The organism is Sanguibacter hominis ATCC BAA-789 (assembly GCF_012396185.1).
GTDB classification, from domain to species: Bacteria; Actinomycetota; Actinomycetes; order Actinomycetales; family Cellulomonadaceae; genus Flavimobilis; species Flavimobilis hominis.
Genome location: NZ_JAAXOW010000001.1, coordinates 849,462 through 861,607 on the forward strand (window position 1 = coordinate 849,462; position 12,146 = coordinate 861,607).

Below are 12,146 nucleotides of genomic sequence, written 5' to 3' on the forward strand. Positions count from 1 at the left end.
GACGGACCCGCCATGAGCCCTCAGCCCCAGCAGACCCTCGACCAGCTCTCCGCAGCACGCCTCGTGCCCGTCGTCGTGCTCGACGACGCCGCCCACGCCGACCCGCTCGCCGCGGCGCTCGCCGCCGGCGGCCTGCCGGTCGCCGAGGTCACCTTCCGCACCGCGGCCGCAGCCGACTCGATCCGCGCGATGGCCGCCCGCGGCGACATGATCCTCGGCGCCGGGACCGTCCTGACCACCGACCAGGTGGACCTCGCCGTCGCCGCAGGCGCGAGCTACGTCGTCTCCCCCGGGCTCTCCCGCGCCGTCGTCGAGCGCTGCCAGGAGCACGGCATCCTCGTCCTGCCGGGCGCCGTCACCGCGACCGAGATCCAGGCCGCCCTCGAGCTCGGCCTGACGACCGTCAAGTTCTTCCCCGCCGGCACGTCCGGCGGCGCCCCCGCCATCAAGGCCCTCGCCGCGCCCTTCGGCGGCGTCTCGTTCGTCCCCACCGGCGGCGTCGGCCCCGCCAACCTCCACGAGTACCTCGCCATCCCCGCGGTCGCCGCCGTCGGCGGCTCCTGGATGGTCCCCAAGAACCTCGTCAACAGCGGCGACTTCGCCGAGATCACCCGCCTCACCGCCGAGGCCGTCGCGCTCGCCGCCCGCTGAACCACCACCGCACACGACCCTGCCTCACACCATGGAGAAGACGACGATGTCCCAGATCCCCGTCGAGATCGCCGCGCTCAACCTGCGCCCCGCCTCCGAGTGCCGCTACGACGCCGTGTCACTCGGCGAGGTCATGCTCCGCCTCGACCCGGGCGCCGGCCGCATCCGCACCACCCGCCAGTTCGCCGCCTGGGAAGGCGGCGGCGAGTACAACGTCACCCGTGGCCTGCGCCGCGCCTTCGGCCTGCGTACCGCCGTCGTCACCGCCCTCGCCGACAACGAGGTCGGCCGCCTCGTCGAAGACCTCATCCTCCAGGGCGGCGTCGACACGCAGCTCATCCAGTGGCGCGACTACGACGGCATCGGCCGCACCGTCCGCAACGGGCTGAACTTCACCGAGCGCGGCTTCGGCGTGCGCGGCGCCGTCGGAGTCTCCGACCGCGGCCTCACGGCCGCGAGCCAGCTCGGCCCCGACGACGTCGACTGGGACCACCTCTTCGGTGCGCTCGGTGTGCGCTGGCTCCACACCGGCGGCATCTACGCCGCGCTCTCCGAGACGTCCGCGCAGACCGTCATCGCCGCCGTCACGGCAGCGAAGAAGCACGGCACCGTCGTCTCCTACGACCTCAACTACCGGCCGTCGCTGTGGAGGTCCATCGGCGGGATCGACAAGGCGCGCGAGGTCAACCGTGAGATCGCTCAGCACATCGACGTCATGATCGGCAACGAGGAGGACTTCACGGCCTCGCTCGGCTTCGAGATCGACGGCGTCGACGAAAACATCTCCGAGATCGAGGTCGACTCGTTCGCGAGGATGGTCGAGACCGCTGCTGCCGCCTTCCCGAACTTCAAGGTCGTCGGCAACACCCTGCGCACCGTCCACTCCGCTTCCGACAACGACTGGGGCGCGCTCGCCTGGTCCCGTGACACGGGCATCGTCCACGCCACCATGCGCGAGCACCTCGAGATCTTCGACCGCGTCGGCGGCGGCGACTCGTTCGCGTCGGGCCTCATCTACGGCATGCTCGAGGGCCAGCCCCTGCAGACCGCCGTCGAGTACGGCGCAGCACACGGCGCCCTCGCCATGACCACCCCGGGCGACACGACCATGGTCACGAAGGCCGAGGTGCTCAAGCTCGCCGGCGGCGGATCGGCCCGCGTCGACCGCTGAGCGTCCTCGATCGACGCGTCTGACCTGCACAGACGCGTCGATCGAGAATCTCGTCCAACTTTCTTGCCTCCAGGTGCATCCGCGCGGCCGCCTCCGCCGGAAGTAGTGGGTGTCCATCACACCCGACGGGTCGACCACGACCCGGCACGCACCTCAGGAGCAATCATGCGAATCACGAAGCGCGCAGCATTCCTCGCCACCGGCGCAGCCGCAGCACTGGTCACCCTCGGCGCCGTCCCCGCCCAGGCCGCTGACGGCGACGCGACCCTGTCCGTCCTGCACGGCGTCCCCGACCTCACCGTCGACGTGTGGGTCGACGACGAGCTCACCCTCGACGACTTCAAGCCCGGCGACCTCGCCGGCCCGCTCGAGCTCCCTGCCGGCACGTACTCCGTCGCGATCACCGCCGCGGACGCGACCGACGCGAGCGACCCGGCGATCGGCCCCGTCGACCTCACGCTCGACGCCGGCAAGAGCTACACCGCGGCCGCGCACCTCGACGCCGAGGGCAACCCGACGGCGTCGCTCTTCACGAACGACACCTCGAAGACCGAGGCCGGCGAGGGCCGCCTCACCGTCCGCCACGTCGCTGCCGCCCCGGCCGTCGACGTCCTCGCAGGCGGCGACGCCGTCATCTCCGACCTCGCGAACGGCAAGGAGGAGGTCCTCGACCTCCCGGCCGGCACGGTCCCCGCAGCGGTCGCGGCCGCGGGCACGACCGAGCCCGTGCTCGGCCCGGCCGACGTCGAGGTCGCCGAGGGCACCAACACGATCGTGTACGCGTGGGGCAGCCTCGAGGGCGACTCGCTCGCGCTCGCGACCCAGACGATCGACGGCCTCCACTCGACGCCGTCGGGCGTCCAGGCCGGCATGACCGGTCTCGCGGCCGAGTCCGGCTCGGGTGTCAGCCCGCTCGCCGTCGGCGGCGGCCTGCTCCTCCTCGCCGCCGGCGGGGCTGCGCTCGTGCGCCGCTCCTCCGTCGCGACCGCCCGCGCCCAGCGCTGACAGGACGGACGACCATGCACCCGACCGGACGAGCTCTCCTCTCGCTCACGGCCCACGGTGCACCCCGGCCGGCGTCCCGCCCGCTCCTCGGAGCGGCGCGGGGCGCCCGGCCCGCGGGGGCTCGAGGCCGTGCGCGGTCCCGGGCTGCCGCAGCCGTCGTCGCCGCGTCGTTCGCGCTCGCCGCGTGCTCGGGCGGCGCGGCGTCCGACGTCCCGGCCCCGACGCCGTCGGCTGTCTCCCCGACGGCGTCGGCCGCGCAGCCGGCCGCTCCCGTCGTCGTCCCGGACATCCCGGTGACCTCGGCGATCGGCGTCCCCGACGCTGCCGCACCGGCACCGGCGACACTCACGATCAAGGACCTCGACATCTCGATGGCGGTCGACGCCGTGGGCGTCGAGCCTGACGGGACCATGACGGTCCCCGAGGACGGGGACCGCGCGGGCTGGTACCGCTACGGCCCTGCACCAGCGGACAGCGCCGGTGCGGTCGTCGTCGCAGCGCACGTCGACACCCTCGCTGGCCTCGGGCAGTTCTCCCGCCTCGTCGACATCGACGAGGGCGCCCGCGTCATCGTGACCGACGACGACGGGCAGATCTTCACGTACACGGTCACCGACATCGAGCGCATCGCGAAGTCCGACGTGCCGCTCGAGCAGGTCTTCGACCGTGCAGGTGACCGGCGTCTTACCCTGGTGACGTGCGGTGGCAGGTTCGACCGCAGCACCGGACACTATGTGGACAACGTGATCGTCACGGCCGTCCCTGCACCATGACCGTCCTGACGACCGCACCACCGCCCACGCGCAGAGGAGAGCACGTGACCGTCACCGCGCGCGCTGACGACGACGCCCTCCGGGCGCTCGGCGCGGCCTTCGCCGGCGGTGACGAGAGCGCGCTGCGCGAGGCGTACGAGCGCTGGTCCGCCCTCGTGCACACGGTGGCGATGCGGTCGCTCGGCAACCGGAGCGACGCCGAGGACGTCACCCAGGCGGTGTTCGTCGCTGCGTGGCGCGGACGGCAGGGCTTCGACCCCGACCGCGCGAAACTCTCGACGTGGCTCATGGCGATCTGTCGGAACAAGGTCGCGGACGCCCACGAGGCCCGGACACGCTCGCGGAAGTCTGAGACGGCGGCCGTCGTGCTGGCACCGGACGTCGCCGGGACCGAGGAGTCCGCCGCGGACCGCGTCGCGGACCGCGTGCTCGTCGCCGACGAGCTCGACAGGCTCGGCGACCCCGCCGGCACCATCCTTCGGCTCGCGTTCTTCCGCGAGCTGACGCACACAGAGATCGCCGAAGAGCTGGCCCTGCCGCTCGGTACGGTGAAGAGTCACGTCAGGCGCGGCCTGACCCGATTGCGCACACGACTGGAGGTGGACGGTGCAGCACGTCGATCCTGACGTCCTCGCGCTCGTCGCGCTCGGAGAGGACGCCGCGAGCGCCTCCGAGCGTGAGCACCTCGCCGCGTGCGAGCACTGCCGCGCCGAGCTTGCCGAGCTCACCTCGGTCGTCGAGACGGGACGATCCGTCACGACGGAGGACGCGCTCGTCCCCGCGGCTCCCGAGGTGTGGGACCGCATCAGCGCCGAGCTCGGTCTCGGTGGCGCGGGTGGAACCTCGGGCGGTTCGTCGCCCGAGACCGGCCCTGCGGGCGTCCAGCCCTTCCCCGGTACACCGGTGCCCGCGGACGCGCCTGTCCCCGTCGTCGACCTGCACGCCGCGAGCGTGCCGCCCGTCGTGCCGGTCGTGCCGCGGGCGGCCGACGCCGAAGGCGGCTCGACGCCTGACGAGCGCGACGAGACCCTGGCGCCAGTCACTGACTTGTCGTCGCGACGTCGTGGGTCGTCGCGCACCGGGCGCGTGCAGATGCTCGTCGCAGCGTGCGCAGCGCTCGTCGTCGGCGTGACCGGCGGCATCCTCTGGGAGCGCCGCGGGTCCGAGCCGCAAGAGGCCCCGATCGCGAGCGCGACCCTCGTCGCGCTCCCCGACTGGCCCGACGCCCGCGGAGAGGCACGCGTCAAGGAGGTCGACGGACACCGCCAGGTCGTCGTCGACCTCAACGCGCCGACGAGCGCCGACGGCTACCGCGAGGTGTGGCTCATCGCGTCCGACCTCTCCGGCCTCGTGAGCCTTGGCGTGCTGCAGGGGCAGGAGGGGCGCTTCGACATCCCGGCGGGCCTCGACCTCGAGAAGTACTCGCTCGTCGACGTCTCCGAGGAGCACTTCGACGGCGACCCGGCGCACTCGGGCGACTCGATCGTCCGCGGCCCCCTCGAGCCCAGCCAGGCCTGAGCGCGCGTTCAGTACCGTCGGCCGCCGTCGCGGGCCCGCACGCGCATGCGCCCGCGCTGAGGTAGGCACTTCCCCGCGAGGTAGCCCTTCCCACGCGACGTAGGCCTCTGCACACCCCTATCCCGCGTGGAACCCCCTACTTCGGCGCGCACGGCGAGGGACCGTCCGGCCGCGACCGTCAAGCCGGGATCGGGACGTTGTACGAGTCGAGCGCGGCCGCGCCGTCGTCCGCGAGGTCGAGCGTGGTCACCGTCGCGTTCCGCAGGTTCGGGAACACCTGCCGGTAGGACTCAGGGTCGATCCCGAGCAGCGCGCACAGCACGAGCCGCAGCAGCGTGGAGTGCGCGACGACGAGCACCCGTCCGTCGGGCTGCTCCGCGCAGATCTCACGGAACGCCGCGGCGGCGCGGGCGATCGCGTCGTAGCCGCGCTCCCCCCCGGGCAGCGGCACCGATGCCGGGGACCGCAAGAAGGCGTCGACCGCGTCCGGGAACACGACGCCCATCTCGCTGCGCGTGAGACCTTCGCCCTTGCCGAACGCGACCTCGACGAGGCGTGCGTCCGTGCGCAGCTCGAGTCCCGCGGCCTCGGCCGCGGGCGCAGCCGTGTCGATCGCGCGCTGCAACGTCGACGACCACACGGCGTCGAGCCGGGCGGTGGCCGCCCACCGGGCGAGGGCCTGCGCCTGCTCGTGCCCGACGTCGGTCAGCGGCACGTCCGACGAGCCGGCATACCTGTTGCCCTCGTGCCACACGGTCTGACCGTGCCGCACGAGCAGGAGCGTCGTCATCACTCGCCCCCGGGGAAGCCGGCCTGGCGCCACGCCTCGTAGATCGCGATGGATGCCGAGCTCGTCAGGTTGAGGGAGCGGCGCTGCGGGAGCATCGGGATGCGCAGCTGCGCGCTGATCGCCGAGTGCGCGAGCACCTCGTCCGGCAGGCCGGTGGGCTCGGGGCCGAAGAGCAGCACGTCGTCGTCCCGGTACTCGACGTCGGTGAAGCGCTGGGTCGCGTGCGTCGTGAACGCGAGGACCCGCGCGTCGCCCCACGCGGCGACGGCCGCGTCGAGGTCCGGGTGGACGACGACGTTCGCGAGGTCGTGATAGTCCAGCCCGGCGCGGCGGAGCTTGGGCTCCGACAGGTCGAAGCCGAGCGGCTCGATCAGGTGGAGCGGCGCGCCGGTCACCGCGGACAGGCGGATCGCGTTGCCGGTGTTCTGCGGGATGCGGGGCTCGAAGAAGGCGATGACGGGCACGCCTGCCATCGTCCCACGGGTGTGACGCAACCGTTCCCTCGGGGGTGCTCTCCGTGTGGTAGAAATTCATGTGACGTCTGCTCTCGCCCCCTCGGTTCTCGACCCGTCCGAGGCATCGGCAGCCACGTCCCTCCTCCCCGCTCGGGGCGCCGCCATCGTCGCCCGCCTGGCCGAGATCGCGCGCTTCGGCGCCGTCGGGACGATCGCCTTCTTCGTGGACCTCGGCGTCTACAACCTCCTCCGCTTCGGCCCTGGCGACGCCCCGCACGCGTCCGCCCTGTGGGCCAAGGTCATCGCCGTCGTGCTCGCGACCGCCGTCTCGTGGCTCGGGTCGCGGCACTGGACGTTCGCGGACCGCCGCACCGACCAGCCTGCACGCGAGGCGCTCAGCTTCCTCGTCGTCAACGGCCTCGGCATGGCGATCTCCCTGCTGTGCCTCGTCGTGGCGACCGACGTCCTCGGCCTGACGTCGCCCCTCGCGGAGAACATCGCCGCGAACGGCGTCGGGCTCGCGCTCGCGAACGTGTTCCGCTACTTCGCGTACCGCCACCTGGTGTTCTCCGAGTCGCGCTGACGCCGTCGGCCCCCACGAGCCGTAGCCTGGACAGATGACGACGCTGTCCTACGCCCCCGACCCCTCTCGCTACGCGAACGCGACCTTCCGGCGGTGCGGCCGCTCCGGGCTCGACCTACCTGCCCTCTCGCTCGGCCTGTGGCACAACTTCGGCGACACCAAGCCGTTCGACGAGCAGCGCGCGATCCTGCGCCGCGCGTTCGACCTGGGCATCACGCACTTCGACCTCGCGAACAACTACGGCCCACCCTACGGTTCTGCTGAGGAGAACTTCGGCCGGCACATCGCTGCCGACCTGCGTCCGTTCCGCGACGAGATGGTCATCTCCTCGAAGGCTGGCTACGACATGTGGCCGGGCCCGTACGGCGACGGCGGCAGCCGCAAGTACCTGCTGTCCTCGCTCGACCAGTCGCTGTCGCGCATGGGCCTCGACTACGTCGACATCTTCTACTCGCACCGCCCCGACCCGTCGGTGCCGATCGCGGAGACGATGGGCGCCCTGCACACCGCCGTGACGAGCGGACGTGCGCTCTACGCCGGCATCTCGAACTACACGCCCGCGCAGACGCGCGAGGCGCAGCGCGTCCTCGCCGAGCTCGGCACGCCGTTGCTCATCCACCAGCCGAGCTACTCGATGTTCAACCGGCACGTCGAGCTGCCCGACGCCGCGTCGACAGCCGACGCGGACGCCGTCGCGGACGGCGCACGGTTCGCCCCCGCACCGACGGGCGAGTCGCTCCTCGACACGGTCGGCGACCTGGGCATCGGCATGATCGTGTTCTCGCCGCTGCACCAGGGGCTGCTCACGGACCGCTACCTCACGGGCGAGGTGCCTGCGGGCTCGCGTGCCGCCGTCGGGCACTTCCTCAAGCCGGAGCGCATCTCGCCGTCGTACCTCGAACGGGCGCGGGGACTCGCCGAGATCGCGGCGGGGCGCGGGCAGAGCCTCGCGCAGCTCGCGCTCAGCTGGGTGCTGCGCGACACGCGCGTGACGTCGGCGCTCATCGGTGCGAGCAGCGTCGCACAGCTCGAGAACAACGTCGCGGCGCTCGAGGCGCCGCCGCTGACGGCCGACGAGCTCGCGGCGATCGACCCGCTCGCGGTACACGGCACGGTATGACCGCCGCCAGGTGATGCTGGCGCGCCGATGGCACAGTGGGCGCATGGAGAAGTTCTCGCTCGTCGCGATCGGCCGCCAGCAGCTCGACGCCGCACGAGCCGCGCGCAGCGGCCGCGCAGCGCAGACCGTCTACGGCGGTCATGAGCACGTGCTGCGTCAGACGCTCGTCGCGTTGCGCGCCGGTGCGCGGCTCGACGAGCACGACAGCCCCGGTGAGGCGACCGTCCAGGTGCTGTCGGGCCGCGTCGTGCTCGTCGCCGCAAGCGCGTCATGGGAGGGCGCGACGGGCGCGCTGCTCGTCGTGCCGCCGGAGCGCCACTCGCTCGAGGCGCTCGAGGACTCGACGTTCCTGCTGACGGTCGCCAAGCACTGAGGCGGGCGCCCTCTCACCCCAGTCCCGCCTGGGGCCCGGGCCCAGGACGAGAGCGAGCGGGGCGCTAGCGCGCCATCCAGCCGCCGTCGACGGCGATGACCTGCCCGTGGACGTAGCGCGCGGCCGGGCTCGCGAGGAACACGACAACGCCACCCATGTCCTCGGGCGTGCCCCACCGGCCGGCGGGGATCCGCACGGAGAGCTGTTCGAGACGGACCGGGTCGGCGAGGAGCGCCTCGTTCATATCGGTCGCCATGTAGCCGGGTGCGACGGCATTGACGTTCACGCCCTTGCCCGACCACTCGTTGCACAGCGCCTTGGTGAGCTGCCCGACCGCGCCCTTCGACGCCGCATACGCGGCGACGTTGAGGCCGCCCTGGAAGGTGAGCAGAGAGGCCGCGTTGATGATCTTGCCTTCGCCGCGCTCGAGCATGGGCCTCCCGAAGAGCTGGCAGAGCTGGAAGACGGCACGCAGGTTCACGTCCAGGACGGCGTCCCACGCGTCGAGGGGGAACTCCGCCGCGGGGTAGCGGTCCTGGGTCCCGGCGTTGTTCACGAGGATGTCGACCGTGTGCGCGGCGAGGACCTCGGCGGCGACCTGGTCGATCGATGCGGCGTCGGCGAGGTCGACGCGGTAGAACGAGACGGTGCGGGCGCGCTCGGACGCGTACGCCTCGAGCTCGGCTGGTACGCCACCGCGTGCGAGGACGACGACGTCGGCTCCTGCGTCGAGGAGGGCCTCGGACATCCCGAGGCCGAGGCCGCGGCCGCCGCCGGTGACGACGGCGGTGCGCCCCGTCAGGTCGAACGCCGGGTTGGGCGTGGTCATGCGTCTGCTCCGTCCGAGAGGGGGGTGACGAGGACCTTGAGCGCATCGGCTCCGGTGGTCGCGGCGTCGAACGCCTCGGTCACCTGGTCGAGCGGGTAGGCGCGGGTCGGGAAGGTGTCGAGTCCGAGCTCGCCGGACGCGATGAGCTCGATCGCACGGACGACGTCGGCGGTCGTGTAGACGCGCACGCCCTGGAGCGACTGCTCCTTGAAGCAGATCGCCTGCAGGTCGACCGGGGTCGGCTGCTTGTAGACGCCGACGATGACGATGCGACCGAGGACGCGCGTCGCGGCGGCGAGCTCGGCTGCGACGGACGGGTGCGCCGCCGAGTCGAACGTCGTGTCGGCTCCCTCCCCGCCCGTGAGCCGCACGAGGTGCTCGGTCATGGTCAGGCCTTCGGGGACGACGTCGAACCCCATCTCGTCGGCGACCGACCGGCGCCAGGCGCTCGGCTCCGTGACGACGACGCGGCCGGCACCCGCGTGGCGGGCGACGAGCGCGGTGAGCAGGCCGATCGGTCCGGCGCCGAACACGGCGACCGTGTCGCCGCGTTCCATGCCGGACAGCTCGACGGCGTGGACGGCCACGGCGAGCGGCTCGGCGAGCGCCGCGGTGCGCGGGTCGACGCTCAAGGGCACTGCGTGCAGGACGCGCGGTGGGAGCGCGACGTACGGCGCCATCCCCCCCGGGGCGTCGATGCCGTACAGGCCGAGCGCGTTGCACACGTGCGCGCTGCCCGTCGTGCACGCACGGCACTCGCCGCACGAGATGAGTGGCTCGACCGCGACGAGCTGACCGACCTCGAGGCCGCTGTCGCCCGGCTGCTCGATCCAGCCGGACATCTCGTGACCGGGGACGAGACCGTGCTGCGCTCGGGGATGCTTGCCGTGGTAGATCGACAGGTCGGTCCCGCAGATGCCGTTGTACGCGACGCGGACGAGCGCCCAACCGTCGGGGACCTCGGGAAGCGGGAGGACCTGGATCTCCGCCGTGTCCGTGGCGGTCCACACGGCTGCCTTCATGGTGGTCATCGCTGCGCTCCTTCGCGTGCGGGGGCGCACGTGGCGTTGCGCCCAGGGGTCCCGAGCACCTCGGGGTTGACGATGTTGCGCGGCGCGCGGTCGGAACAGACGTCGACGACGTTCTCGATCGTGCGGCGCTTGAGCTCGTCGTACGACTCCTCGGTGTACCAGGCGAGGTGCGGCGTGAGGACGACGTTGTCGAACGTGGTGAGCGGGTGGTCGGCGGGCAGGGGCTCGGCCTCGTGGCAGTCGATGCCCGCACCGCCGAGCGCTCCCGCGCGCAGCGCGTCGACGAGAGCGTCGGTGTCGATCACGCCGCCGCGCGCGGTGTTGACGATGATCGCGTCGCTGCGCATCCGGTCGAGCTGTGCGTATCCGATCATGCCGCGCGTCTCGTCGGTCAGCGGCGTGTGTATCGACAGCACCTGGCTGCGCTCGAGCAGCTCGTCGAGGCTCACGTGCGTCACGCCGCGGAACTCGGTCGCACCGTCGGGAGCCGCGGCGTCGTACCCGATCACCTCGTAGCCGAGGCCGGCCGCCTTGCGGGCGGTCGCCGTCCCGATGAGGCCAAGGCCGAGCACACCGAACACGCGGGCGCGCGTCTGGTAGAGCGGCCGGACGGCAGGAAGGTCGAACGCGCCCGCCCGGAGGCCGCGGTCGAGCCGCGGTATGCCCCGCGCGACGGCGAGCGTGAGCCCGATCGCGTGGTCGGACACGGACTCCGTGCCGTAGTCGGGGACGTTGCACACGGCGATGCCGCGCGCGGTCGCTGCGGGGATGTCGACCGAGTCGACGCCGACGCCGTAGCGACCGATGACGCGCAGGCGCGGCAGCCGGTCCATCAGCTCGCCCGTGATGCGCGCGTACTGGACGAGGATGCCGTCGGCGTCCGCGCACGCCGCGACGATCGCGTCGTCGTCGAACGCCTGACGGATCGTCAGCGTCGCGCCCGCCGCGTCGGCGACCGCCTGCTCGGGGGCGAACGAGTCGTGGTCGCACTCGGTGGTGGTGATCTGCACGGTGGTTCTCCCGGTGCGTCGAGGCTGGGGTGGGCGGCCGGTCAGCGGGCGAGCCAGCCGCCGTCGACGGGCAGGATCGCCCCGTTGACGTACGACGCCGCGCGGGAGGCGAGGAACAGGACAGCGCCCGCGATGTCGTCGGCCTCAGCCCAGCGACCTGCAGGGATGCGGTCGAGGATCGCCTCGGAGCGGTCCGCGTCGTCGCGCAGCTGCTGCGTGTTCGCGGTCGCGACGTAGCCGGGGGCGACCGCGTTGACGTTGAGGCCCTTGCTCGCCCACTCGTTCGCGAGCGCCTTCGTAAGGCCCGCGATCGCGGACTTCGACGACGTGTAGCCCGGGACGTTGATACCGCCCTGGAACGAGAGCATCGACGCGGTGTTGATGATCTTGCCGCTGCCGCGCTCGATCATCGTCCGTCCGATCTCGCGCGACAGCACCCACGCGGTACGCAGGTTGACGTCCATGACGTGGTCGAAGTCCTCGTCGGAGTGCTGTGCGGCGGGCGTGCGGCGGATCGTGCCACCGTTGTTGACGAGGATGTCGACAGGCAGGTCGGCGAGCCGTGCGGCAAGGGCCGTGACGGCGTCGCGGTCGGAGAAGTCTGCGCGGATGGGGGTGAGCTCGCGCCCCGCGCCCTCGACCGCGGTACGGACGTCCGACTCGCCGAGCTCCATGTTGTGCGAGACGCCGACGACGTCCGCGCCTGCTCTCGCGAGCATCGTGGCGATCGCGAGACCGATCCCCTGGCTCGCGCCTGTCACGACGGCGAGCTGCCCCTCCAGGGAGAAGAGGTCGGTGAGGTGTGCGGGGACGGTGCTGGTGCTCATGGTGTGTCTC

General features: G+C 72.3%; 15 protein-coding genes. 9 read left to right on the forward strand and 6 right to left on the reverse strand.

Features of this window, described 5'->3' with window-relative positions; genetic code table 11:
* Positions 1-12 precede the first annotated feature (12 nt).
* The 6 genes from eda to HF995_RS03895 all read left to right on the forward strand — a co-directional run bounded on the left by eda (position 13) and on the right by HF995_RS03895 (position 5,118).
* Positions 13-651, forward strand: a complete 639-nt coding sequence (gene eda, locus HF995_RS03870; RefSeq protein ID WP_168446454.1) for a bifunctional 4-hydroxy-2-oxoglutarate aldolase/2-dehydro-3-deoxy-phosphogluconate aldolase — start codon at positions 13-15, stop codon at positions 649-651.
* Positions 652-682: 31 nt separating this feature from the next.
* A complete protein-coding gene (locus HF995_RS03875; RefSeq protein ID WP_286189175.1) occupies positions 683-1,822 on the forward strand; it encodes a sugar kinase in 1,140 nt (379 codons plus the stop codon).
* Between the two features lie 165 nt (positions 1,823-1,987).
* Positions 1,988-2,827: a DUF4397 domain-containing protein gene (locus HF995_RS03880; RefSeq protein WP_168446455.1), complete on the forward strand. Its 840-nt coding sequence runs from the start codon at positions 1,988-1,990 to the stop codon at positions 2,825-2,827.
* Positions 2,828-2,841: 14 nt separating this feature from the next.
* On the forward strand, positions 2,842-3,600 hold the full coding sequence (locus tag HF995_RS03885) for a class F sortase (protein WP_168446456.1): 759 nt from the start codon (positions 2,842-2,844) through the stop codon (positions 3,598-3,600).
* Positions 3,597-4,226, forward strand: coding sequence for an RNA polymerase sigma factor (locus tag HF995_RS03890; RefSeq protein ID WP_168446457.1), 630 nt, complete (start codon positions 3,597-3,599; stop codon positions 4,224-4,226). The genes HF995_RS03885 and HF995_RS03890 overlap by 4 nt, the downstream gene beginning before the upstream one ends.
* A complete protein-coding gene (locus HF995_RS03895; RefSeq protein ID WP_168446458.1) occupies positions 4,207-5,118 on the forward strand; it encodes an anti-sigma factor domain-containing protein in 912 nt (303 codons plus the stop codon). The genes HF995_RS03890 and HF995_RS03895 overlap by 20 nt, the downstream gene beginning before the upstream one ends.
* Positions 5,119-5,296: 178 nt before the next feature.
* Here the strand turns inward: HF995_RS03895 and HF995_RS03900 are convergent, their stop codons facing one another.
* Both HF995_RS03900 and HF995_RS03905 read right to left on the reverse strand, forming a co-directional pair.
* On the reverse strand, positions 5,297-5,908 hold the full coding sequence (locus HF995_RS03900; RefSeq protein ID WP_168446459.1) for a histidine phosphatase family protein: 612 nt from the start codon (positions 5,906-5,908) through the stop codon (positions 5,297-5,299).
* A complete protein-coding gene (locus HF995_RS03905) occupies positions 5,908-6,381 on the reverse strand; it encodes a tRNA (cytidine(34)-2'-O)-methyltransferase (protein WP_168446460.1) in 474 nt (157 codons plus the stop codon). The genes HF995_RS03900 and HF995_RS03905 overlap by 1 nt, the downstream gene beginning before the upstream one ends.
* A gap of 61 nt (positions 6,382-6,442) precedes the next feature.
* Between HF995_RS03905 and HF995_RS03910 the strand changes: the two genes are divergently transcribed.
* From HF995_RS03910 to HF995_RS03920, 3 genes are read left to right on the forward strand one after another with little or no spacing between them, the layout of a single operon-like run.
* On the forward strand, positions 6,443-6,946 hold the full coding sequence (locus tag HF995_RS03910; protein WP_350308721.1) for a GtrA family protein: 504 nt from the start codon (positions 6,443-6,445) through the stop codon (positions 6,944-6,946).
* A 34-nt stretch (positions 6,947-6,980) separates the two neighbouring features.
* Positions 6,981-8,066: an aldo/keto reductase gene (locus tag HF995_RS03915; RefSeq protein WP_168446461.1), complete on the forward strand. Its 1,086-nt coding sequence runs from the start codon at positions 6,981-6,983 to the stop codon at positions 8,064-8,066.
* Positions 8,067-8,109: 43 nt separating this feature from the next.
* Entirely contained in the window at positions 8,110-8,439 is a 330-nt protein-coding gene (locus tag HF995_RS03920; protein WP_168446462.1) for a cupin domain-containing protein, read from the forward strand.
* 64 nt (positions 8,440-8,503) lie between these two features.
* Here HF995_RS03920 and HF995_RS03925 read toward each other — a convergent pair whose 3' ends face one another.
* From HF995_RS03925 to HF995_RS03940, 4 genes are read right to left on the reverse strand one after another with little or no spacing between them, the layout of a single operon-like run.
* Entirely contained in the window at positions 8,504-9,268 is a 765-nt protein-coding gene (locus tag HF995_RS03925; RefSeq protein WP_168446463.1) for an SDR family oxidoreductase, read from the reverse strand.
* Positions 9,265-10,299, reverse strand: coding sequence for a zinc-dependent alcohol dehydrogenase (locus HF995_RS03930; RefSeq protein ID WP_168446464.1), 1,035 nt, complete (start codon positions 10,297-10,299; stop codon positions 9,265-9,267). Before HF995_RS03930 ends, HF995_RS03925 begins: the two co-directional genes overlap by 4 nt.
* Complete coding sequence (locus HF995_RS03935) at positions 10,296-11,309, reverse strand: C-terminal binding protein (RefSeq protein ID WP_168446465.1); 1,014 nt, start codon at positions 11,307-11,309, stop codon at positions 10,296-10,298. The genes HF995_RS03930 and HF995_RS03935 overlap by 4 nt, the downstream gene beginning before the upstream one ends.
* Before the next feature lie 41 nt (positions 11,310-11,350).
* Positions 11,351-12,136 carry an SDR family oxidoreductase gene (locus HF995_RS03940; RefSeq protein ID WP_168446466.1) on the reverse strand — a complete coding sequence of 262 codons (786 nt, stop codon included), beginning with the start codon at positions 12,134-12,136 and terminating at the stop codon, positions 11,351-11,353.
* Positions 12,137-12,146: the final 10 nt, after the last annotated feature.